24 protein-coding genes are annotated in these 22906 nt (G+C 70.5%); 14 read left to right on the top strand and 10 right to left on the bottom strand.

Annotated features, from left to right (window positions below; translation table 11 throughout):
• Positions 1-18 precede the first annotated feature (18 nt).
• Positions 19-1506 carry an aromatic amino acid ammonia-lyase gene (locus Q0Z83_RS11895; RefSeq protein WP_317793925.1) on the bottom strand — a complete coding sequence of 496 codons (1488 nt, stop codon included), beginning with the start codon at positions 1504-1506 and terminating at the stop codon, positions 19-21.
• Between the two features lie 63 nt (positions 1507-1569).
• On the opposite strand from Q0Z83_RS11895, the gene Q0Z83_RS11890 reads away from it, so the two are divergent.
• From Q0Z83_RS11890 to cspE, 3 genes are all read left to right on the top strand, one after another.
• Positions 1570-3087 (top strand): NAD(P)-binding domain-containing protein, encoded by a 1518-nt coding sequence (locus Q0Z83_RS11890; protein ID WP_317793924.1) that lies wholly within the window; start codon positions 1570-1572, stop codon positions 3085-3087.
• A 1-nt stretch (position 3088) separates the two neighbouring features.
• A complete protein-coding gene (locus tag Q0Z83_RS11885) occupies positions 3089-4459 on the top strand; it encodes a class I adenylate-forming enzyme family protein (RefSeq protein WP_317793923.1) in 1371 nt (456 codons plus the stop codon).
• Between the two features lie 244 nt (positions 4460-4703).
• Entirely contained in the window at positions 4704-4907 is a 204-nt protein-coding gene (gene cspE / locus Q0Z83_RS11880) for a transcription antiterminator/RNA stability regulator CspE (RefSeq protein ID WP_184995226.1), read from the top strand.
• Between the two features lie 166 nt (positions 4908-5073).
• Here the strand turns inward: cspE and Q0Z83_RS11875 are convergent, their stop codons facing one another.
• The 3 genes from Q0Z83_RS11875 to Q0Z83_RS11865 all read right to left on the bottom strand — a co-directional run bounded on the left by Q0Z83_RS11875 (position 5074) and on the right by Q0Z83_RS11865 (position 7013).
• Complete coding sequence (locus tag Q0Z83_RS11875; protein WP_317793922.1) at positions 5074-5586, bottom strand: hypothetical protein; 513 nt, start codon at positions 5584-5586, stop codon at positions 5074-5076.
• A 156-nt stretch (positions 5587-5742) separates the two neighbouring features.
• On the bottom strand, positions 5743-5949 hold the full coding sequence (locus Q0Z83_RS11870; RefSeq protein WP_317793921.1) for a hypothetical protein: 207 nt from the start codon (positions 5947-5949) through the stop codon (positions 5743-5745).
• A gap of 320 nt (positions 5950-6269) precedes the next feature.
• Positions 6270-7013: a nucleotidyltransferase domain-containing protein gene (locus Q0Z83_RS11865; RefSeq protein ID WP_317793920.1), complete on the bottom strand. Its 744-nt coding sequence runs from the start codon at positions 7011-7013 to the stop codon at positions 6270-6272.
• A gap of 71 nt (positions 7014-7084) precedes the next feature.
• Here Q0Z83_RS11865 and Q0Z83_RS11860 point away from each other — a divergent pair, with 71 nt between their 5' ends.
• The 8 genes from Q0Z83_RS11860 (at position 7085) to Q0Z83_RS11825 (ending at position 15166) form a co-directional block, all read left to right on the top strand.
• The gene (locus Q0Z83_RS11860; RefSeq protein ID WP_317793919.1) at positions 7085-7327 is read left to right on the top strand and encodes a hypothetical protein; all 243 of its coding nucleotides are present in this window, start codon (positions 7085-7087) and stop codon (positions 7325-7327) included.
• Positions 7328-7482: 155 nt separating this feature from the next.
• Positions 7483-9024, top strand: a complete 1542-nt coding sequence (locus tag Q0Z83_RS11855; protein ID WP_317793918.1) for an NAD(P)-binding domain-containing protein — start codon at positions 7483-7485, stop codon at positions 9022-9024.
• Positions 9021-10013 carry an alpha-hydroxy acid oxidase gene (locus Q0Z83_RS11850; RefSeq protein WP_317793917.1) on the top strand — a complete coding sequence of 331 codons (993 nt, stop codon included), beginning with the start codon at positions 9021-9023 and terminating at the stop codon, positions 10011-10013. The genes Q0Z83_RS11855 and Q0Z83_RS11850 overlap by 4 nt, the downstream gene beginning before the upstream one ends.
• Positions 10010-11266, top strand: coding sequence for a cytochrome P450 (locus Q0Z83_RS11845; protein WP_317793916.1), 1257 nt, complete (start codon positions 10010-10012; stop codon positions 11264-11266). The genes Q0Z83_RS11850 and Q0Z83_RS11845 overlap by 4 nt, the downstream gene beginning before the upstream one ends.
• Entirely contained in the window at positions 11263-12525 is a 1263-nt protein-coding gene (locus Q0Z83_RS11840) for a cation:proton antiporter (protein WP_317793915.1), read from the top strand. The genes Q0Z83_RS11845 and Q0Z83_RS11840 overlap by 4 nt, the downstream gene beginning before the upstream one ends.
• Before the next feature lie 63 nt (positions 12526-12588).
• Positions 12589-13245, top strand: a complete 657-nt coding sequence (locus Q0Z83_RS11835) for a response regulator transcription factor (RefSeq protein WP_317793914.1) — start codon at positions 12589-12591, stop codon at positions 13243-13245.
• A complete protein-coding gene (locus Q0Z83_RS11830) occupies positions 13242-14453 on the top strand; it encodes a sensor histidine kinase (RefSeq protein ID WP_317793913.1) in 1212 nt (403 codons plus the stop codon). Before Q0Z83_RS11835 ends, Q0Z83_RS11830 begins: the two co-directional genes overlap by 4 nt.
• Positions 14454-14539: 86 nt before the next feature.
• Positions 14540-15166, top strand: coding sequence for a GNAT family N-acetyltransferase (locus tag Q0Z83_RS11825; protein WP_317793912.1), 627 nt, complete (start codon positions 14540-14542; stop codon positions 15164-15166).
• 19 nt (positions 15167-15185) lie between these two features.
• Here the strand turns inward: Q0Z83_RS11825 and Q0Z83_RS11820 are convergent, their stop codons facing one another.
• The gene (locus Q0Z83_RS11820) at positions 15186-16067 is read right to left on the bottom strand and encodes an alpha/beta fold hydrolase (protein WP_317793911.1); all 882 of its coding nucleotides are present in this window, start codon (positions 16065-16067) and stop codon (positions 15186-15188) included.
• Positions 16068-16177: 110 nt separating this feature from the next.
• Here Q0Z83_RS11820 and Q0Z83_RS11815 point away from each other — a divergent pair, with 110 nt between their 5' ends.
• On the top strand, positions 16178-16648 hold the full coding sequence (locus Q0Z83_RS11815) for a winged helix-turn-helix transcriptional regulator (protein WP_317793910.1): 471 nt from the start codon (positions 16178-16180) through the stop codon (positions 16646-16648).
• 26 nt (positions 16649-16674) lie between these two features.
• On the opposite strand, the gene Q0Z83_RS11810 is transcribed toward Q0Z83_RS11815, so the two are convergent.
• Both Q0Z83_RS11810 and rox read right to left on the bottom strand, forming a co-directional pair.
• Entirely contained in the window at positions 16675-17208 is a 534-nt protein-coding gene (locus tag Q0Z83_RS11810; protein WP_317793909.1) for a GNAT family N-acetyltransferase, read from the bottom strand.
• Positions 17205-18647, bottom strand: coding sequence for a rifampin monooxygenase (rox, locus tag Q0Z83_RS11805; protein WP_317793908.1), 1443 nt, complete (start codon positions 18645-18647; stop codon positions 17205-17207). The genes Q0Z83_RS11810 and rox overlap by 4 nt, the downstream gene beginning before the upstream one ends.
• Positions 18648-18715: 68 nt before the next feature.
• Here rox and Q0Z83_RS11800 point away from each other — a divergent pair, with 68 nt between their 5' ends.
• Positions 18716-19048: a DUF1330 domain-containing protein gene (locus Q0Z83_RS11800; protein ID WP_317793907.1), complete on the top strand. Its 333-nt coding sequence runs from the start codon at positions 18716-18718 to the stop codon at positions 19046-19048.
• Between the two features lie 72 nt (positions 19049-19120).
• Positions 19121-20233 (top strand): chymotrypsin family serine protease, encoded by a 1113-nt coding sequence (locus Q0Z83_RS11795; protein ID WP_317793906.1) that lies wholly within the window; start codon positions 19121-19123, stop codon positions 20231-20233.
• Between the two features lie 33 nt (positions 20234-20266).
• Here the strand turns inward: Q0Z83_RS11795 and Q0Z83_RS11790 are convergent, their stop codons facing one another.
• Genes Q0Z83_RS11790 through Q0Z83_RS11780 form a run of 3 tightly spaced genes read right to left on the bottom strand, consistent with a single transcriptional unit; the run spans position 20267 to position 22847 of the window.
• Positions 20267-20917, bottom strand: coding sequence for a response regulator (locus tag Q0Z83_RS11790; protein WP_317793905.1), 651 nt, complete (start codon positions 20915-20917; stop codon positions 20267-20269).
• Entirely contained in the window at positions 20914-22005 is a 1092-nt protein-coding gene (locus tag Q0Z83_RS11785) for a sensor histidine kinase (protein WP_317793904.1), read from the bottom strand. The genes Q0Z83_RS11790 and Q0Z83_RS11785 overlap by 4 nt, the downstream gene beginning before the upstream one ends.
• On the bottom strand, positions 22002-22847 hold the full coding sequence (locus Q0Z83_RS11780) for a CPBP family intramembrane glutamic endopeptidase (RefSeq protein WP_317793903.1): 846 nt from the start codon (positions 22845-22847) through the stop codon (positions 22002-22004). The genes Q0Z83_RS11785 and Q0Z83_RS11780 overlap by 4 nt, the downstream gene beginning before the upstream one ends.
• Positions 22848-22906: the final 59 nt, after the last annotated feature.

Raw genomic sequence — 22906 nt, 5'->3', positions numbered from 1 at the left:
ACCAGCATGCCGGTAGGTTTACGGGCACGGCTCGGCCAGCGATTCGGCGATCTCGGCGGCCAACCGGACCTCGGCCTCCAGCGGGCGGTCCGGGTCGATCGGCGGGATCGCCTCGGCGAGCGCCACCACCACCCGAGCGCACGCGGACGCGGTGGGGATACGCGCTCCGACGTGGACGGCCTGGCGCAGACCGAGGGCCAGCGAGCCGGTGATCAGCGCGAGCAGCCGGGACTGATCCAAGGCACGGAGCGCGGACTGCGTACCCAACGGAATGATGTCTTGATTGTGAAGGTTTGTCGGCAGGGATTGGATGCTCGCCGGCATCGCGTCGCGGCGGATCTCCGCGATCAGAGCGGTCGACGCCAGCTGAACCCCCTGCAGACCGTGCTGCCGGCCGGGCCCGGCGGCCAGCATCGGCGGGAGTCCGCCGTTGCGGACCGGGTCGACGAGCAGGTCCAGCTGGCGTTCGGCCAGGTTGCCGAGCTGCGCCAGGACCATGGTGAGGACGTCCGACGCGAAGGCGGCCGGCTGCCCGAAGAAGTTGCCGCCGTGCACCACCTTGTCGGCGGCCGGGAAGAACAGCGGGTTGTCGCTGACACCGGCCAGGTCGGCGGTGACCACACCGTCGACGTAGCGCAGCGCGTCCTCGGCCGCGCCGAGCAGCTGGGGTGTACAGCGGATCGAGTACGGCTCCTGCAACGGCCGCGTCCCGGACGGCGTCGTCCCGTCGAGTGTCACGCGCATCCGGGCCGCCACCGTGATCGCCCCGGCGTGGCCGTACGCGTCGAACAACCCCGCGTCGAGGAACTGCGGGTCACAGCCGAGCAGGTCGGCCAGCACACACGTGAGCAACTGGATCACCCGGTGCGAGGCGCGGATCCGATCGAGGGCGAGCGCGGCCGCGGCGGTGGTCAGTGAGGTGCCGTTGACCAGGGCGAGCGCGTCCCGGCCGTCCAGCGGCAGTGGTTCGAGCCCGGCCTGTTGGAGGGCTTGCGCGGCGGGGAGCCGCCGGCCGTGCAGGTAGGCGTCGCCCCGCCCGCGCAGGGCCTGCGCCGTGGCTCCCAGCGGAATGAGATCGCCGCTCGCGCCGACCGACCCCAGGCGTGGCATCGCCGGCGCGAACGTGGTGCCCAGCGCGGCCGCGAGCGCGTCGACGACGTGCGGCGACACGCCCGAGTCGCCCCGGGCCAGCGAGTGCGCACGGACCAGCATGGTGGCCCGGGCCAGATCGGGGTCGAGATCCGGCCCCTGACCGGCACCCAGATGGGCGAGCGTGTTGTCGGCCTGATCGCGCTGGTCGGCGCGGCCCGCGTAGCCCACCAGCGCCCCGAACCCGGTGGTCGCGCCGTAGACCGCCCGGTCGTCGCCGAGCACCTTGGCCAGGAAGACACGCCCGGCCGTCACCCGCTCGCGGACCGCCGGGCCGACCCGGACGGAGATCGGCTCGCGGGCGGCGCGCAGGTCCGCGATGCGTAACGGGGCCGCCAGATCCACCTCGATCGTCATGACCGCCGACGCTAATCACGACTTCTCAGAACCCTCTGAAATCGGGTCGGTAGCTTGCGGCGCATGACGCACGACTACCTCATCATCGGAGCCGGGCCGGCCGGCCTGCAGCTCGCCTCCCTGATGGAGCGCGACGGTCATGACTATCTGGTCCTGGAGGCCGGTGCCGCGCCGGGCACCTTCTTCACCCGCTATCCGCGGCATCGGACGCTGATCTCCATCAACAAGGTGTTCACCGGTTCCGACGATCCGGAGTTCAACCTGCGGTCGGACTGGAATTCGCTGCTCACCGACGACCCGGCGCTGGTTTTCAAGAACTACAGCCGCAGATATTTCCCGGATGCCGACGATCTGGTGCGCTATCTGGCCGATTTCGCGCACGGTCTCAACATCGTCTTCGGTACGCACGTCGACCGCATCTCCCACGCGGACGAGGTGTTCACCGTCGTGGCCGGCGACCGCTCGTGGCAGGCCCGCCGCATCGTCGTCGCCACCGGGGTGTCGCAGCTCTACGTGCCGCCGATCGAGGGCGCCGAACTGTGCGAACGTTACGACACGGTCAGCGTGAATCCGGCCGATTTCGAGAACCAGCGGGTGCTCATCATCGGCAAGGGGAACTCGGCCTTCGAGACCGCCGACGCCCTGGTCGAGACGGCGTCGACGATTCACGTGGCCGGGCCGCACTCGATTCGGCTGGCCTGGCAGACCCATTACGTCGGGCATCTGCGGGCGGTCAACAACAACTTCCTCGACACGTACCAGCTGAAGTCGCAGAACGCGGTGTTGGACGGCACCGTCGAACGGATCACCAGGCGCGACGACGGCGGTTTCCGGATCCTCTTCCGTTATGCCCGGACCGTCGAACGCCTGCGCGAGATCGACTACGACCGGATCATCCTGGCCACCGGTTTCCGGTTCGACGCGTCCATCTTCGACGATTCGGCCCGGCCCCGGCTCGTCATCAACGACCGGTTCCCGGCGCAGACCCCGGCATTCGAATCGGTCAACGTACCCGGCCTCTACTTCGCCGGCACGCTCTCCCAGCAGCGCGATTTCAAGAAGTCCACAAACGGCTTCATTCACGGTTTCCGGTACGGCGTACGCGCCCTCCACCGGATTCTGCGCAGCCGTCACCACGACATCCCGTGGCCGTCCACGCCCGTCGACGCCACCCCGGAGGCGATCACCGACGCGATCATCAGCCGCATCAACGTCACGTCCGCGTTGTGGCAGCAGTTCGCCGTACTGGCCGACGTGGTGACCGTGGCCGACGGTCGGGCCCACTACTACCAGGAGATCCCGGTCGCCCATCTCCAACCGGAGCCGCTCGCGTTCGTGGTCACTCTCGAATACGGGCCCGACCACGACCAGGTCGACCCGTTCGACATCGCCGTCCCGCGGATCGCCGAGAACGACGCCGCCACCGCCCACCTGGCCGGCTACCTGCATCCGGTGGTCCGGGCCCGCCGTGACGGCGAGGTGGTGGCCGTGCACCATCTGGCCGAGAACCTGGAGAACCACTGGGACATCCCGTCCGTGCATCAGGAGCCGCTGGCCCGGTTCATCAAGGGCCTGCTCTGACATGTGGCCCGCGCCGATCCTGGAACTGCTCGCCACCGGCGGCGACCGCCCGGTCTTCGAGGACGGCGACCGGGTGGTGACCGCGTCGCAGATGGACACGCTGGTTCGGCGGATCGCAGCGGGCCTGCGGCACCACGGTTTCGGACCGGGCCGCGGGGTCGCGCTGCGGCTCGGGATCAACGCCGAGGCCTTCGCGGCGACGATCGCGGCCTTCGCGGTCGGCGCACGGGTCTCCGGCATCCCGTCCGGGCTCGCCCCGGGCCGGGTGGATCATCTGCTGGAACGCGACGACGCCACCCTGATCGACGACACGACGGTGGCCGATCTGCTGACGTTCCCGCCGGCCGCGATCACCGCGGCCGGCCGGCCCACGGACGTCGCGCGGATCATCTACACGAGCGGGAGCACGGGCGACCCCAAGGGCTGCGCCCAGACGTACGCGGCGATGTCCGCCGCCTGGGCGCCGCACCCCGACCGCTGGCCGCCGGTGATCGCCGAGCTGGCCACCCGACTCGACCGCTACCTGGTCTTCGGTTCGCTGAGCAGCCAGGTCATGCTCGAGTACGGCATTCTCGCGCTCACCGCGGGCGGCACCCTGGTAGCCGCCCACCCGCCGTCGTTCCCGGACGCGTTCGTCCGGCACCGGGCCACCGCCAGCGTGATCACGGTCGGCAGACTGCACCAGCTGGTCCGCGCCCAGCGCGCCGCTCCGGTCGATCTGAGCAGCCTGAAGGCCCTGATGGTCTCCGGATCGCCGCTGGCCCCGGGACGGTTGCGGGAGGCGCTCGACGTCCTCGGCCCGGTCGTCTTCCATGGTTACGGCCAGACCGAGACCGGCATGATCTCGATGGCGTCGCCCGGCGAGCGGTTCGAGACGGTCGGCCGGCCTCCGGCGGTCACCGACGTCAAGATCAAGGACGGCGAGTTGTACGTGCGGACGCCCGCCCAGGCCGGTTGCTACTGGCAGGACCCCCGGGAGAGTGCCGAGGTCTTCGTGGACGGCTGGGTCCGTACCCGCGACCTGGCCGATCTCGACGACGACGGCTATCTGCACCTGCGTGGCCGCGCCCGCGACGTGATCATCGTCCAGGCCGTCCTGGTCTACGCCGGCCCGATCGAACGTGTGCTCGCCACCGACCGGGCCGTGGCCGAGGCGTATGTGATCGGCCGCCCCGACGACGAGACGGGCGAGGCCGTTCACGCTTTCGTGGTACCGGCCGCCGGGGCGGTCCCGGATCCGGCGCGGCTCCGTGACCTGGTCGGGGCGAACCTGGGCACGTCCTGCATCCCTCGGACGGTGACGGTGATCGACCGGGTCCCGCTGGCGCCGAGCGGCAAGCCCGACAAGGCCGCACTGGGCTCCTCCGCATGATCGGAAGCGCGCCAGGCGACCCGTACCGGCCAAATTCGGGGATCCGGTCAGCCCGGCGGCGGATGGCGTGCTATGTTCGTTGCGTTGCAGTTTTGATTTCCGTAGACGTTATCGACGCCTGATGGGTGATCTAAGCCCACCTAGGCGTTTTTTCGTTTCGGTGTCGTTTCGACGCAGGTGATCAATGCGGCGGCGTTAGAGTCCGTAGATCGCGGTCTCGAAGAGAGCCTGCGAGGGAGTAGACATGACTACAGGCACCGTGAAGTGGTTCAACGCCGACAAGGGTTTCGGCTTCATCACCCCCGACGACGGCGGCGCCGACGTCTTCGCTCACTTCTCGGCCATCGCGACGAGCGGCTACCGCAGCCTCGACGAGAACCAGAAGGTCGAGTTCGACATCACCCAGGGCCAGAAGGGCCCGCAGGCGGAGAACATCCGCCCGCTCTGACACACACACGGCAAACGGCGGTCCGGCTTCTCCAGCGGGCCGCCGTTCGCCGTTCTCGCAACCATCCCTGGACGAGCACCCGGACACGGACGCGGCGAGCCGATCAACGGCCGGACCCCCGACGACAGTCGCGCGACGCGGTGACCACCCTGCCCCGGGCGCCCGGTCACTCGACATGCCCGTCGACGTCGGGGATGTCCGGGCAGCCGTCGCCGCGCAGGTAGACGGCATCGCCGGCGACGGCGGCGGAACCACTGGTGCCCAGCAGAACGCCGTCGACGTACACCTCGACGTCGGCTCCGGCCGGGACCGGCGCGTGAAAGACCGTGCCGACCGGGACCGAGCCGCTCGCCACCATCACGCCCGCCTGACGGAACTCGATCCTGATCTGCTGCCCAGCCGGGCGCGCGGCGGTCGCAGCCACACAGACGGCAAGGCGTGCGTGCGGATCCGGCTGCTCCGGCACACCGCAGCCACCCGCGCCGGCCATCGTCACGCCGGCGATCAGGAGGGCGATGAGAAAGCCCCGGGTACGCACAGCCGCACTCAACCATCCGCCGATCATGGTTTGGCCTTCCTGCTTCTCGAAGACCAACTCCTCAGGAGGAGCGAGTCGGGCGTCGGTAGGGTCATCGACATGATCGAGGATCTCACCCGACTGGTCGTCGGCGATCGCCACCGAGGGTGGGAGTTCGTGCGCTGAGCGCGGCGTCGGGCCGTCTCATCGTCGACGGCGACGGTATCGACCCCGCCCTGGTTCAGGTGGGCGAGGATCGGATCGGCCTCGCGAATCGTGCCGATGAGAGTGTGCGGCGCCCAGACGCGGGGGCGACGCTCAGGATTTGCTGCGGTCGTTCGCTCGCGCGATGACCACGACCCCGGCGGCCACACCCAGGGCCGCACCCAGCGAGACACCGAGACCGATGTTGTCGAGCAGGATCCCGGCGACGACGCCGAAGGCAGCGCCAAAGGCGGCCCAGACCCCGATATTCGACCAGATCCCGAGCCTTGCGGAACCCTGAGGCTTGTCGTTGCTCGTCATCGGATCTCTCCCAGGACGTCGAGCGGAAAGGCGGACGATCCGGCGGCCCACCGTGGCGAATGCGCCACCGTCACCCTCCACAAATTATCACCCGGCATCAATCGGCGAATCCTCGTCGAGGAGCCGCCTCCGCCTTGACCTGCCACCGAGCAGGTGGGTTCGGCTCGGCCCAGAGCCTGGTCGGCGGGTCGCCTGGGGAGGTGGCTCAGCACTGCCAGAAAAACGCGGCAGTCCCGCAAGAGCTGCACCGGAAACCGTATCCACAACCTCCGGTGGCTTCAGCGGGGCTGCGAGACTTCGAATCTGACCGATCGGTCACCTCACCGTTCATGGGGGTGTGCGACGTCGGCGTCGGCGGTCCGGGTGGTCTGGTGGGCGTCACGCCAGGCGATCCAGGCGGTCCGCAAGCGCGGGGACGGGATGTCTTCGCCCCGGCGGCGGGCGCGGAGCTGATCGACCAGCCAGGGCGGCGCGGCGGCCTGTTCGATCGCTCGGGTCTTCGTGAGCAGGTCGCCGGTGCGTAGTGCGTGCCGTCCCCGCGCCATGGAGGTCAGGCCCAGATCGGCGATGATCGGGTCGAGCCAGATCCAGGGGCGGCGGGCCGCCCACGTCCAGTACCCGGTGAGTTCGGCGCGAGCCGCCTCCCGGATGTCGTTACCGGTCATGGGCGGGAACAGTGCTTGCGGGGCTCGACCGAACACGGCGTATCCGTAACGCACGAGTTCAGCACGGGTCACGGCCGAGACGGCGCGGTCGACCAACTGTCCGTGGGTCCATGTCGGATGCGGGGTTTGGACGTTCTCACGTTGGTCGCAGTCGATGTAGGCGCAGCCGAGCTTCAGGCCGACGCCGATGGACCGGTCCACCCGCTGGTGCAGTGACGACAGCGCGGCTCGACGATCACGATCGACCGGGCCGATGGTCACCGCGACAAGATCGAGGTCGCTGACTCCGGGGATGTAGTCGCCGGTCGCGACCGACCCGGCGACCAGCAGGTCGCTGACCCAGCCGAGCCCGTCCAACTCAGTGCCGAATTGCTGGAGGACAGGCGGCTCGGCGCTCATCGTGTGGAGTATAGGGCGGCCGAACTCCCTTTGTTGATCAGAGGCTGATGGCGGCACGCAAGAATGGGGGCATGAGCGACGCCGAGCTGGTTGGTTATCTACGCCGCTGCAACCAGGCAGACAATCATCGCTATGCCGATGTCGCGGGCCGCTTCGGTAGCGAAGCACTGCTGGAAAGCCATCTTCCGATGCTCGATCTGATCGACGATCTGGCGCAGGAGTGGCAGACCATGGACGTTGCCGACGAGCGCTACGCCGGTCTCACCTACGCGCTGCGCGTCATGGTGCGGGCCTACACCAGCGCCCCTTTCTGACCGCACACCGATCTGCGAGCCTGAAAGCCGCCTGGCCGCCGAGCCGCTGCCCGGTCACTGATGTCGGTCTTCGGCTCGGCGATTCCGGCGTCCCGCCGGTATGCCGGCCGTCGGCATTGAAAAATCTCTGAGTTCTGGTTCGTACGGTCGGCGGCATGTCGCTTGACTACGTGATCATCGGGGCCGGGCCGGCCGGGCTCCAACTGGCCGCTCTGCTGGAGGCCGACGGCAAGCGGGACTATCTGGTTCTGGAGGGCGCGGACAAACCCGGCGCCTTCTTCGAGCGGTATCCACGGCACCGGACGCTGATCTCGATCAACAAGCCGCACACCGGCACCGACGATCCGGAGCTGAACCTGCGGCTGGACTGGAATTCGCTGCTCAGCGACGATCCGGAATTGCTGTTCACCCGCTACACGGGACGCTACTTCCCGGACGCCGACACGATGGTCCGCTATCTGGGCGACTTCGCCGCGCGGATGAGGCTCAAGGTCCGGTACGACGCGCGGGTCACCCGGGTCAGCAGGGACGGCGACGTGTTCACCGTCCGGGCCGGTGACACCGCCTACACCGCGAAACGGGTCGTGGTGGCGACCGGCGTCTCGCAGACCCATCGTCCGGACATTCCCGGGTTCGAGCTGGCCGAGGGCTACGACACGATGTCCACCGACCCGCAGGACTATCTGGACCAACGGGTGCTCATTCTCGGCAAGGGCAATTCCGCGTTCGAGACCGCCGACAACCTGATGGAGACGACCACGGTGATCCACGTGGCCGGTCCCCGTTCGGTGCGGCTGGCCTGGCGCACCCATTTCGTCGGGCATCTGCGCGCGGTCAACAACAACTTCCTCGACACCTATCAGCTGAAATCCGCGAACGCGATCCTCGACGGCACGGTCCGCCGCATCGAGCGCGACGGCGACGGTTTCAAGGTGACGTTCAGCTTCGCGCGGGTGAACGAGGTCGTCAAGGAACTGCACTACGACCGGGTTCTGGCCTGCACCGGGTTCCGTTTCGACGCGTCCATCTTCGACGAATCATGCCGCCCACAGCTGGCGATCGACGACCGTTTCCCGGCACAGACCGAGGCGTGGGAGTCGGTGAACGTGCCGGGCCTGTTCTTCGCCGGCACGATCAGCCAGGTCCGGGATTTCAAGAAATCCACGAGCGGTTTCATTCACGGTTTCCGGTACGCCGTACGAGCGCTCCACAAGATCCTGGAAGGCACGCCGTGGCCGGCCGAGAAGCTGGACGGCACGCCGGAGGCGGTGACCGACGCCGTGATCGCGCGGGTGAACCGGACGTCGGCGCTGTGGCAGCAGTTCGGCTTCCTCGCCGACGTGGTGACGGTCGGCGAGGACGGCGCGCGCTATCACGACGAGGTGCCGGTCGACTGGTTCGTGCGGCACGGCCTGGCCACGGCCGACCACGACTACCGGGACGCGTTCGTGGTGACCCTGGAGTACGGCCCGGACCACGACCAGGTCGACCCGTTCGACATCACCGTGGCCCGCATCGCACAGGACACGCCGGGTCAGGCGCACGACGCCGCCTACCTGCACCCGGTCGTCCGGCACTACCGCGACGGCGTCCTGGCCGCCACGCATCACCTGGCGGAGAACCTGGAGAACCGGTGGGACCGCCCGGAGGTGCACGTCCGACCGCTGGCCGCGTTCCTGGCCCGAGCCCTGCGATGAACCCGGTGTACGCCGACTTCTTCGCCGGTGGGGCCGGTGCGGAACGCACGCTGCGGGACAACCTGGCGGCGTACGACAGGCTGCGGATCGTCCCCCGGGTGCTACGTGCGACCGGCGACCGTGATCTGCGGACCACCCTGTTCGGCACCGAACTGGCCGCCCCGATCCTGGTCGCGCCGACGGCGTTCCATCTCCTGGCGCACCCGGGCGGGGAGGCGGCGACCGCGCGCGGGGTGGCCGCGGCCGGAACCGTGATGGTGGTGAGCATGGCCGCGACCCAGCCGGTGGAGCGGATCGCCGAGGCCGGTGGCCCGTGGTGGTTCCAGCTCTATCCGCAGCCGGACCCGGCGTTCACCGCGGGTCTGGTGAAGCGGGTCGAGGCGGCCGGCTGCCGGGCGCTGGTGGTCACCGTGGACTCGCCGGTGTTCGGCCGCCGCGAGCGGGACCTGCGTAACGGTTTCACCGACCTGCCGGACGGGCTGGCCTGCGAGAACATGCGCGATGACACGGGTCGGGTGCGCGACATCGAGATGGATCCGGCGCTGGGTTGGGACCGGATCGGGTGGCTGCGCGGCATCACCGGGCTGCCGATCCTGGTCAAGGGGATCCTGCATCCGGCGGACGCCCGGCTCGCGGTCGGGCACGGCGTGGACGGGGTGATCGTCTCCAATCACGGCGGACGGCAGCTGGACGGGGCGATCGCCACGATCGACGCGCTGCCGGCGGTGGCCGAGGCGGTCGGCGGGCGGGTCCCGGTGCTGGTCGACGGCGGGATCCGGCGGGGTACCGACGTGCTGATCGCGCTCGCGCGGGGTGCGGCCGCGGTGCTGGTCGGACGGCCGGTGCTCGACGCCCTGTCGACAGCCGGCGCGGACGGCGTACGAGATCAATTGCGGACGCTGGCCGCGGATCTGGACCACGTGATGGCGCTGGCCGGAGCGAAGCGACCGGCCGACCTGAGCCCGGACATGGTGGCGGTGGCCGGATGAACGCGGTGATCCGGCTGCGGGAGTGGATCTTCCGGCGGGTCAACGGGACCGAGGGGATTCCGGTTCCCGGGCCGCTGATCGGCGCGGAACATTTCGAGCGGGTCTACAACGATCCGGCCGCCGACGGCCGCAGCCGGGGCGCGGGCCTGTCCGATCTGTTCTGGTACTGGCTGGCGCCGGGCCCGCAGATGCATCAGGAGCATCTGGAACCCGGTGATCGATATCAGACAGTAGCCCGGACCACGCGGAGGGTCCTCGCGGTTGCGCACGCACGCTCGGACGAGCTGGCGACCGCGGCGACCCGCCGGGTCCTGGACACGCTCCCGCGGGATCGGGTGTCGTTCGTCCGGGTGCGGGACCTGTTCATGCCGGTCTGGGCCGAGGTCTTCCACGAGTTGGTCTTCGCCGAACGCTGCCCGGTCGAGGTGCGTGAGCTCATCGTCGCCAACGCGGACGACGTGGTGACCGCGCTGAAGGGGCTGGGCCTGCGGCACATGCGCCGCCGTGATCGGCTGACCCGGTATCTGCTCGGCCGGATCGAGGCCGGGACCTGCCCGGTGACGCTGCCGGCGCCGTTCACCGATCAGGAGACGGCCTGGTATCTGCAGGGCGCGTTCTTCAACACCGCGGTGGTGCAGATGTCCGAGGCGATGGCGCACATCCTGCTCTGCGCCGCCGGCTACCGGACCGACCTGTCCGACGACTCCCTCGACCGGCTCATCGACGAGACGCTGCGGGTGCATCCGCTGTTCGGCATCGCCCACCGGATCACCTCGGCGCCGATCGTCGTCGGCGACGTCACGCTGCCCACCGGTTCCGTGCTGCTCTTCAACTACCTGGCGTTCCAGCGGACCGGCCCGGCCGCCGACGACACCTTCGACCCGGAGCGCTGGAAGACCCTCACCAGACGACAGGCCCATTTCATTCCGTACGGGGTGACGGCGAACCGGGCCTGTCCGGCGCGCGGTGCGGCTCCCGTGATGCTGCGGGCCGCGACCCGGGAGGTGCTGTGCCGGTTCACCCCGGCGTCGTCGGTGCGGCACACCCGTTCGTTGCCCAGCCGTGGCCCCGCCTATCTGACGCCGATCGGGCGGTCGGGCCCGGCGCCCGGCCGTCTGCTCGCGCTGCGCCGCGCCGATGCCGTCGCCGACGCCGGCCGCTCGGTGAAACAGCTGGTGCTCGGCACCTGGATGGTGCTCGACGCCCGCCGCCAGAGACTCTGCGCCACCTATTTCGAGGAGGCCCGCCCGTGACCCCGACCGAGCTGGCGCCGCGATTCTTCATCGCGGTCGCCGTCATCCTGCTCTTCTGCCGTCTGGTGTCGTGGCTGCTCGGCAAGGCCGGCCAGCCACCCGTGGTCAGCGAGATGCTGGCCGGGGTGCTGCTCGGCCCGTCGTTGCTCGGCCTGTTGTTCCCGCAGGTCCAGGCGGCGCTGTTCCCGGCGCCGCTGCTGCCGGTGCTGTACGTGGTCGGGCAGGTCGGCCTGGTGTTCTTCATGTTCCAGGCCGGGTACGCGTTCAAGTCGCATCGGGTCACCCGGCTGGCCGGCACGGCGGGCGCGGTCTCCCTCGCCGGGGTCACCGCGCCGCTGCTGCTGGGTGTGCTGCTGGTGGTCGTCACCGCGGACACGGTGCCGCTGCGGCCGGACGGCGTGTCGATCGGGGTGTCGGCGGCGTTCGTCGGCGTGGCTCTGGCCATCACCGCGTTCCCGATGCTGGCCCGCATCATCACCGAACGGGGGCACGCCGGCACCCGGCACGGCTCGCTCGCGCTGGCCAGCGGCGCGATCGACGACCTGGTCGCCTGGATCATGCTGGCCGTGGTGCTGGCGTTCGCCTCCGGCGAGGCCGGACCGGCGTTCGTCACCGCGGGCGGTGCGGTGCTGTTCGGGCTGGCGCTCTGGCTCGCGGGCCCGCGGGTGACCGGGCCGCTGATCCGCAGTGACCGCCTCGACGACCGGGCCCGGATGCTCGGTGTGGTGGCGCTGCTGTTCCTGGTCGCCTTCTACACCGACGAGATCGGCCTGTACGCGGTGTTCGGGGCGTTCGCGCTCGGCGTGGTGATGCCGCAGCACGCGCGGACCGATCAGGTGATCGCGGTGACCAACCCGGTCGCGTCGGCGGTGTTCCTGCCGCTGTTCTTCACGTTCTCCGGGCTGCGCACCGAGTTCGCGCTGCTGGGTGACCCGCGCGTGCTGCTGTTCGCGGCGGCCTGCGTGACCCTGGCGATCGTCGGCAAGTTCGGCGCGTGCTGGGCCGCCGCCCGGCTGCGCGGCGAGCCGAACCCGGTCGCGCTCAAGGTCGGCGCGCTGATGAACGCCCGCGGGCTGATGCAGCTGATCGCGCTGAACGTGGGGTTGGAGGCCGGGATCGTGAACTCGTCGCTGTTCACCGTGCTGGTGCTGGTCGCGCTGATCACGACGATCATGACGACGCCGGTGCTGACCTGGCTGGAGCGGCGCGAGAAGCGGGTTCCGGCTCCGGTCGACGAGCCGGCGCTGGCCGTACCTTAAGAATTTGATTGAAAAATCAACACTTTCCACCGCACCGTCCAGACATATGAGATCTTCGATGTCATGCGCCGGCTACTGGTCGTCGAGGACGATGCCGAACTACGCGAGCTGGTCGCCGAGACGCTGGTCGACGAGGGCTACCACGTCGACCAGGCCCCGGATGGACAGCGCGGGCTCCACCTGGGCCTGACCCGCCCCTATGACGTGCTGGTGATCGACAGGCGGCTGCCGGCACTGGACGGACTGGACCTGATCACCCGGCTGCGCGCGCGGGCCGTCGCGGCCCGCGCGCTGATGCTGACCGCACTCGGGACCGTCGACGACCGGATCGCCGGGCTGGACGCCGGCGCCGACGACTACCTCGCCAAACCGTTCGACCTGGACGAGCTGAGCGCCCGGATCCGGGCGCTGTGCCGGCGCACCTCGGACGCCACCGACGTGCTGCGCATCGGCGACGGGATGCTCGACCTGGGCGCCCGCGACGCGGTGCTCCCGGACGGGACCCGGGTGTCGCTCTCGGCCCGCGAGTTCGAGCTGCTGCGGGTCCTCGCCGCCCGGCCCGGCGCGGTGCACCCACGCGGGTCACTGCGCAGCCGGGTCTTCGACGAGGCCGCGGCCGCGTCACTGGTCGACACCTACGTCTACTACCTGCGGCGCAAGCTCGGCCGCACGGTGGTGCACACCGTGCACGGGCTCGGATACCGGCTGGGCCGGCTGTGATCCCGACCGTCGAGCTGCGGGCCGTCCGGCGCGCCCGGTGGCAGATCGGCCTGCTGGTCGGGCTCGCGATCGCCGTGCTGCTCGCGATGGCCGGCGCGATCGCGTACGAGGTGATGCGCCACAGCCAGGAGGAACAGATCGGGCGGGAGCTCGACTGGGCGGTCCGCAACGGGATCGTCACCGGCCCGCCGGCGTGCAGCTGGATCTTCTTCTACGCCCCGGACGGCCGGCTGACCCACGCCGACCGCGCCGCCCCCGGCGGGCTGCCGCTGCGCGACGACGTCGACGAGGTGGCCGCCACCGGCGTCACCCGCGACCGGCAGGTCGACCGGGACGGCACCACGTACTGGATCCGCACCCAGGCCCGCAGCGACGCGATCGTCCAGGCCGTCTTCGACGCCCGCTTCCAGATCGCCGACCGCCGGCACCTGCTCACCGCGTTCCTGCTGGCCGCGGCGGCCGGCCTGCTCGCCGCGGTCCTGGCCGCGATGCTGGTCGGCCACCGCGCGGTCGCCCCGCTGGCCGAGGCGCTGAGCCGGCAGCGCCGGTTCGTCGCCGACGCCAGCCACGAGCTGCGCACCCCGATCGCCCAGGTCCACACCCGCGCCCAGCTGCTGGCCCGCCGGGCCGGGCACGACAGCGCGGACCGCCACGACCTCGACCGGCTCGTCGGCACCACCCGGCGGCTCGGCGAGATCGTCGACGAACTGCTGCTCTCCGCGCGCCTGGGCGCCGACGCCCCACCACCCGGCGCGCCCGTCGACCTGGCCCGGCTCACCACCGAGGAGACCGAGCGGGCGCTCAACGGAACGACCTCGGTCACCCTGACCACACCGCCGCAGCCGGTACCCGTCGTCGGGGTGGAGTCGGCCCTGCGCCGGGTAGTCAGCGAATTGCTGGCCAACGCGCTCACCCATACCCCGCACGGCCGGATCGTCGTCACCGTCCAGACCTCACCGGGAACAGCCGAACTGGTGGTCACCGACACCGGCGACGGCTTCGACCCGGCCGACGCCGAGCTGATCTTCGACCGGTTTCACCGCGGACCGGGCGGCGGCGAGCGGCAGTTCGGTCTGGGTCTGGCGCTCCTTCGCGAAGTGGTGACCAGCCACGGCGGCACCGTCGCCGCCGACGGTCACCCCGGCCGGGGCGCCACGTTCACCGTCCGGTTGCCACTCGCCGCGCGGACACGCACCACCGCCGGCTGATCGCGGACACGTCCACCGGCGCCGGGTCACGGCTCGGCCGTTCGGCCGATCTCAGCCGCCGTCCTCGATCGCCGATCATGGATCCCGTGACGCCGACCCCGGCCAGGCACCCCACCCCCGCGCCGCCGGGCTATCCGGCGGATTACGAACGCGACCTACGGCTGCCCGACGGCCGTACGGTGTTCGTGCGCCCGATCGTCCCAGCCGATCGCGGCCCGCTCGCGCACGCGATCCGCACCGCCGACCCGGACACCGTGCACCGCCGGTTCCTCGGTTCACCACCACGGATCACCCCGCAGCTGCTGACTCACCTGTGTACCGTCGACTACCGGCGGCGATTCGCCCTGGTGGCCATCGACCCGGCGACGGGAGCGGGCATCGCGATCGCGCGCTACGAAGCGGGCCGGGAGAACACCGCCGAGGTGGCGGTCGCGGTGACTCCGGCATGGCGTCGTGCCGGACTGGCCACCGCTCTCGTCGAGGTACTCGCCGAGGCCGCCCTGGACCGCGGTATCGAGGCGTTCAGTGCGTACTATCTCGCCGACAACCGGCCGGTCACCGCCCTGCTGGACCTGGTCGGGTCCCGCGAGCAGACCTCTATCCACGAGGGATTCGCCGAGGCCGCGGTCACTCTGGACCGGGCCGACGTGACCGCCGCCGTCGAGCATCTCACTGCGGGCAGACCGCCGGACGGCGACGACCGGCGCGGGTGACCCCGGAGCGAGACGTCCGTCAGGCGTACGGAATGAGCAGGTCGGCGAGCACGTCGGGCCGTTCCAGGGCGATGAAGTGGCCGGCCTGCGGAACCTGGGTGAACTCGGCTCGGGGCAACTGCCGCCGGTTGGCGTGCCGGTCCGACGGCCGGGACCAGTCCTTCTCGCCGTAGATCAGATGGACCGGGGCGGACACGTGCGGGTAGCGGGCACGGGCGGCGGCCAGGCTGGGCAGGTTGCGGTAGACCGCGCGGGCGACCGTCGAGTAGCCGGGAAGACGGCCGACGCTGAGCAGCTCGTCGAGGTAGTCCTCGCGCAGCGCGGCCGGGTCGCCGAGGCCACCGGTCAGGATGGTCCGCATGACGGGCTTGGGCTCCAGGCGGGCGAGTAGCGGACCCACACCGGGCGCGATGACACCGGTCACGATCGTCCGGGCCAGCAGGCTGGAGTTGGCGATGCCGCCGCGGTAGTCGTAGGGGTTGACCGCGACGACGCGCCGGACTCGGCCGGGCAGATCGGCGGCGGTGCCGAGGGCGAGCGTGGCACCCATCGACTCGCCGAGCAGGGTGACATCCTGCAGGTCGAGCCGGGTGAGCAGCCGTGTGACGGCCGCACGCATGGCGGGTTCCTCGTACGAGGCGCCCGGCACGATCTCGGAGTACCCCATGCCGGGCAGGTCCAGCGCGTACACGGTGTAGTGGTCGAGCACCAACGGGATCAGGTGGCGGAAGTGCTCGGCTTGAGTACGCACGGTGTGCAGCAGGACCAGGGGTGTGCCGCCACCCCCGGTGAGGTAGCGCAGCCGGCCCGCTCCCTGATCGCCCGTTCCGCTCGGTTCGAGGAAGCGACTGCCGGTTCCGGGGATGCCGATGCTGGACTCGGTATGGCCGATGGTCGGCATGGTCGTCTCCTCGAAGGCCCCACAACCCGTGGGTTGTGTTTTCCAACTGACTGCTGGCCAGGCTAGACGCGTGAGTTGGAAATGACAACACACAGGGTTAGAGTCGCAGCATGTCCCTGCCCGAATCACGGACCGGCGTCCGCATGTCCGATCTGCCGCTGGGGGTCCGCCCCTGCTCGATCGCCGCCGCGCTCGACGTTCTCGGCGAGCGGTGGACGCTGCTGGCGCTACGCGAGATCGGCTACGGAGTGCACCGCTTCGCGCGCATCGCCGGATACACCGGCGCGTCCCGCGACCTGCTCGCCGACCGCCTGCGCAAGCTGGAGGCGGCGGGAGTCGTCGAGCGCCGGCAGTACAGCGAGCATCCGCCGCGCCACGAGTACCACCTCACCGAGGCCGGCCGCGAGCTGTTCCCGGTTCTGCTCACCCTGTCCCAGTGGGGCGACAAGTGGGCGAACGACAATCCCGTCCTCACCCGGCGACACACCTGCGGTCAGAAGGTCGAGATCGACCTGGTCTGCCGCCACTGCGGTGAGCCGGTCACCCGGGACAGCGTCCACGCCGAGATCACCGGGGCCTGACCGGCGGCTCGCGGCGGCACCACGCCTCAGGCGGTGTACTGCTCCCGGCTGATCGCATAGACGTCGACCGTGCGGCCGTTGCCCGGCGTGGTGGTCCGCCGGTCGAAGGTCAGGCCGAGTTTCTCCATCACCCGGGCCGAGCGGACGTTCTCCACCTGCCGGATGCTGACCAGCCACTCCAGGCCCCGATCGACCAGCCCGAACCGCAGCGCCGCCCGGGCACCCTCGGTGGCCAGACCGGCGCCCCAGAACGACCGGCCCAGCCGCCAGCCGATCTCCACCGTCGGCATCACCTCGGGCAGGAAGTACGGCACCGCCAGGCCGACCCAGCCGGTCAACTCGCCGGTCGCCACCAGCTCCGCCGCGAACAGGCCGAAGCCGTGCTCGGCCCAGTGCTGCCGCATCCGGTCCAGATGGGCCGCCGTCTCCGCCCGATCCTGTACCGAACCGTCGCGGATGTAGCGCATCACCTCGGGGTCGGCATACATCGGCGCCAGGGCGTCGAGGTCGTCGTCGCGCCACTGTCGCAACCGGAGCCGTTCGGTGCGGATCTCCATCATTCCCCGATTGTCGCCGGGGCACCGAACCAGCGGGACAGGTGGGTGAGCAGCTCGGCCGGGTCGTCGCCGGCCCACGCGACGTGACCGTCCGGGCGCAGCAGCACGCCGGGGACGTCGAGCGCTTCGCCGAGGTGGGCGTCGACGACGTGGTCGACACGGTCCGACCACGGCGACACGTCGAAGTCACCGGATCGGTCGAGGAGCAGGCCGCGGCCGGTGCGCGTCAGCTCGTACAACCGGCCGAACTTGAAGGTGATGTCGCGAAGCCGGCGGCCGAGCAGTCGATGGCCGGGGCCGAAGTCGTAGCGGACGTTCAAGGCCGTGATCTTCTCGATCAGGTGGCGGTTGACCTCGTCGAAGTCCATCAGCTCGGCGAGCAGCCTACGAAGCGCCCGCGGGCCGGGCTCGGTGGAGAGCAGCTCCATCTGGGCGCGGGTGTTGGTCAGCACGTCGGCGGCGACCGGGTGCCGTTCGGCGTGGTAGGTGTCGAGCAGGCCGTCCGGCGCCCAACCGCGAACCGCTGCGACCAGCTTCCAGCCGAGGTTGAACGCATCCTGAAGGCCCAGGTTGAGGCCCTGCCCACCGGTCGGCGGGTGGATGTGCGCGGCGTCGCCGGCCAGCAGCACCCGGCCGTCGCGGTAGCGTTCGGCCAATCGGGAGGCGTCCCCGAAACGCGACAGCCAACGCGGCGAATGCGCCCCGAAGTCGGTACCCGCGACCGCCCGCAGCCGGTCGCGCACCTCGTCGAGGGTGGGCGCGACGGTACGGTCCTCGTTGACTCCGGCGGCGGGCACCACCACCCGGTAGACACCGCCGCCGAGGGGGCCGAGACCGAAACGTTTCTGGGTACGGCGTACCTCGGTGACCACCTCGGCCACCGTCTCCGGCGACGCGGTCACCTCCAGCTCGCCGAGCAGCGTCTCGGTCCGCGACGGCTCGCCGGGGAAACCGATGCCGAGAAGTCTGCGCACGGTGCTGCGGCCACCGTCGCAGCCGACCAGGTAGCGGGTCCGCAGCCGGGTGCCGTCGGCGAGTTCGACGGTCACCTCGTCGTCGGCCTGGCCGAGGCCGACGAGTTCGGCGCCGCGACGGATCTCGGCGCCCACCTCGGCGGCGTGCTCGCCCAGCAGCCGGTCGGTGACGGTCTGCGGGATGGCCAGCACGTAACCGTGCGCGGTGTCGAGGTCCTTCGGCGCGGGTTTCTCCATCCCGGCGAAGAACCCGGCCAGCGGGACCCGACGGCCCTCGGCGAGGAACCGGTCGAGCAGGCCCCGCTGGTCCATGATCTCGATGCTGCGCACGTGCAGGCCCATCGAACGGACGTACGGCGGTGGCCGCGGATCGCGTTCGAGCACCACGACGTGCACGTCGTGCAGCCTCAGCTCGGCCGCGAGCATCAGGCCGGTGGGCCCGCCGCCGGCGATGACGACGTCGATCATCACTCCCCCGATCGCCTTTACCTCACAGGTAATCGTCATATCAGCTCGGCGGCGGCACGCTCAGTCCCATGACCGCTTACGCCGTTGCCCATCTGCGGACCCTGTCGAATCACGACGACGTGCTGACCTACATCGAGAAGATCCAGAAGACCATGCAGCCGTACGGGGGACGCTTCCTCGTGCACGGCTCGGCCGTCGAGGTGGTGGAGGGCGAATGGCCCGGCGCCCTGGTCGTGGTGTCGTTCCCGGACATGGACGCCGCCCACGACTGGTACGCGTCGCCGGCGTACCGGGAGATCCTGCCGTTGCGCACCGACCACATCACCGGTGACGTGGTCCTCGCCGAAGGTGTGGGCCCGGACTACGACGCCCGGAAGACCGCCGCCGCGATGCGAGCATGATTTCAGGAAACTTTACTTATAGACTGTCGTCGATCTACAGATCACCCGTCCCCGCGTGGAGAGGCTTTCTGTATGAACGACAACAGGCGTCTGGGTGCCGCCCTCGGCATCGCCGTCGCGTTGATCATCACCGCTACTCCCACCCCCGCCACCGCGGCACCCCAGAGGTTCGAGTTCCCGGCCGAGGCCCGCCGGCAGATCCCGCTGGTCCAGGCCGCGAGCACGATCCGCCACACCGTCGATCCGGCCGCGAACACCGGCTACGCCGGCCTGGAGATCCAGGACGACCGGGTCGTCCTCTGGTGGAAGGGCGCCGTACCGACCCCGGTCCGCCGGGCGGTGTCGACCGCCCGACGGACCGCGCCCGTCCAGATCAGCGGCGCCACCCACTCCCTGCACGAGCTACGCACGGCCGGCGCCAAGCTGCGCACCGCCGCGACCACACGGATCAAGTACGCCGTGGACGGCAGCCGGGTGGTCGTCGACATGGCCGGCACCACCGGCCTCGCCGCGACGCAGATCGCATCGGTCGGGGTGCCGGTCGAGGTGATCGACCAGGGCGCGAAGGTTCTGACCAGCCGCCGCGACGACTGGCCGCAGTGGAAGAGCGGCGCCGACCAGATCAACGGCAACTCCCGCTGTACCACCGGCTTCCCGGTCCGCAACGCCGACGCCGAGTTCATCCTGACCGCCGGCCACTGCGGCAGCAACGGCAACACGATCCGCGACGGCGTCGGCGAGTTCATCGGCACGTTCACCGGCGACCGCGACGATCACGACATCGCGCTGATCCACACCCCGAGCGGGTCCGACAACCTGATGTACGTCGGTGGCCTGGACAGCAACGTGGTCACCACCGTCGAGGGCTGGGACTGGGTGTTCCCCGGCGAGTACCTCTGCCAGTCCGGCGGCTCCTCAGCCCGCGACACCGGCGGCCCGGTCTGCGGCCTGCGGGTGGAGAAGTTCAACACCGACTCGGGCGACGCCGTCGAGGCCCGCCAGGTCGACGGCCGCCCGGCGGTCCGCGGCGGCGACAGCGGCGGCCCGGTCTACGGGCCGTCGGCCAGCGGCAACGTCATCGCCAAGGGCATCAACAACTACACCTACGTCGGCAACAACACGATCCTGGGCTTCCAGGACTTCGGCACCGCGACCCGCGACTACGGCATCTGGATCACCGACTGACACGGGTGACGCCGGGCGGCTCCGGCCGCCCGGTCAGCTCACCAGCCCGTTGCGGTAGGCGTAGACCACCGCCTGCACCCGATCCCGCAGATCGAGTTTGGTCAGGATCCGCGAGACGTACGTCTTGACCGTCTCGTGGCTGATCACCAGCGTCGCCGCGATCTCGGTGTTGGACAGGCCGTTCGCGATCAGCCGCAGCACCTCCAGCTCCCGCCCGCTCAACGGCGTGCCACCCGCGCCGGGCGGGGCCGGTAGGATCCGGGACGCGTACCGGCCGACCAACTGCCGGGTCACCTCCGGCGCCAGCAGCGCCGACCCGGCCGCCACCGTGCGGATGCCGTGTAGGAGGTGCGCCGGCGGGGCGTCCTTGAGCAGGAACCCGCTGGCCCCCGCCCGCAGCGACTCGTAGACGTACTCGTCGAGGTTGAACGTCGTCACGACCAGCACCTTGACCGGATGCCGCACTCCGGCTCCGGCCAGCCGGGCGGTCGCCTCGATGCCGTCCAGGCCGGGCATCCGCACGTCCATCACCACCACGTCCGGTGCCAGCTCACGCGCCAGGTCGACCGCGCGGTGGCCGTCACCGCACTCCCCGGCCACCGTCATGTCCGCCTGGGCGTCGATGATGGTGGCGAACCCGGTCCGGATCAGCGGCTGGTCGTCACAGACCAGCACCCGGATCACGACGTCGCCCCGGTCGGGATCCGCGCCGTGACCAGGAACCCGCCCTCCGCGCGCGGGCCGGCACTGAAAACGCCGCCGAGCGTGTCGACCCGCTCGCGCAGCCCGGCCAGGCCACGCCCGCCACCGCCGGCCCGCTCGGTACCGGCACCCGACCCGTCCGTACTGATCCGCATGTCGATCTCCCCGGCCCGATACCGGACCGTGACGCTGGTCCGGGCACCGTGGTCGTACTTCAAAGCGTTCGTCAACGCCTCCTGAGCCACCCGGTAGACGGTGGCCGCCGCACCCTCCGGGGTGTCCGGCGGACTGCCCTGCTCGACCAGTTCGACCGGCTGCCCGGCCCGGCGGGTCCGCTCGACCAGCGCCCGCAGCTCACCACCGTGACCGGGATCGAGCAGGTCCAGCACGTGCCGCAGATCGGTGACCGCCTGCCGGCCGGTGTCCGCGATCGCCGCCAACGCGCCGTCGAGCCGCTCCGGCGCGCCGGTCAGATAGCGGGCCGCCTCGGCCTGGACCACCATGGCGGTCACGTGATGGGTCACCACGTCGTGCAGCTCACGGGCGATCCGGGTGCGCTCACCGGCCCGGGTCGCCTGCTCCAGCTGCCGCCGGTGATCCAGTTCGGCGATCCGGCTGCGGCGCAACGTCGCCCCGACCACCCACATCGAACCGAGGACCAGGTAGAACAGCGCGACCACGTCCGGCCCGAGCCGCCCGATCCGGGCCAGCACGGCGGCCAGGGCCAGGAAGGCGGCGGTCGCGGTGACCACGATGGTCCGCCGGTACCGGTCCGAGTGCAGGCCCGCGCTGATCAGAGCGACCGGCAGCGCGGTGCCACCCAACGTGTTGTACCCGGACAGCTGATCGGCGGCGAACCCGGCGAACACCAGGGCGAGACAGATCGTCGGCCGGACCCGGCGCAGCGCCAGCGGCAGGCACTCGACGACGATGACCAGCACACCCCAGCCGTCGAACGGCCGGGCCGGAACCGCGTCGGCGAGCCGGGTGCCGTGCCGGTGCCAGTCCGGGACCAGCGCCAGACCGGTCAGCAGCAGGGCGAAGAGAAGATCCCGGACCCGCGCGATCACCCGGCGAGTTTAGACGGCTGGGCATCGGCTTCGACGGCGGCCGCGCGACGGATCGGCACGAGACGTCCACGCCGGTGGGCGAGCCACAGGAACACCACCGTGACCACCACCCCGGCGACCAGGGTGAAGACGCTCGCCTCCGGGCCGAACAGCCCACCGCTGATCAGCGCGTCACCGCTGGACTCCGACTCCAGGATCCCCTCCCGGACACCGTTGCCGGAGACCTCCGACCCGAAGATCGCCGACTGGGCGTAGTTCCAGCCGAAATGCAGGCCGATCGGCAGCCACAGATTGCGGGCGGCGATGAACGCGGAGGTCAGCATCCCGCCACCGGCGATCGCCACGCACAGGGCGCCCCACCAGGTGGCGTTCGGGTTCAGCAGGTGCACCCCACCGAACACCAGCGCCGACACCGCGAACGCGAGCCAGGTGCCGGTGACCCGCTCCAGATGCCGGAACAGCACACCCCGGTACAGCAGTTCCTCACTGGTCACGGCGGCGGCCATGAATCCGGCCAGGCCGACCGCGTTGATCGGATCCGCGGTGGTCCCGACGATCCGGTAGCCACCGTTGAGCGCGATCACACCGATCACCAGCGAGAAGACCGCAACCCCCAGGATCAACCCACGGATCAACCCCGAGGCGGCGGTACGGCCAGAGGTCTCGACCACCCGACGCTTCTCGGTCGCGCGCACCACCGCGGAGTAGACGAGCGTCGAGACCACCGCGGCACCGACCCCCACCACCAGCGACGGCCAGGCCCGGCCGTCCACCAGGGCGACCGCCTGACCGGCCAGCAACGACACCGCCACCACCGCGACGAGCTGGACGAGAAACCACATGACGCACCCTCCGTAGGCCTCCGCAACTGCGCAGAGAACCTACGGATTCGTACGTCCGA

The sequence above is a fragment of the Actinoplanes sichuanensis genome (assembly GCF_033097365.1).
GTDB classification, from domain to species: Bacteria; Actinomycetota; Actinomycetes; order Mycobacteriales; family Micromonosporaceae; genus Actinoplanes; species Actinoplanes sichuanensis.
Note: the sequence above shows the minus strand (reverse complement) of the source record. Positions and strands in the feature narration are given on the sequence as shown.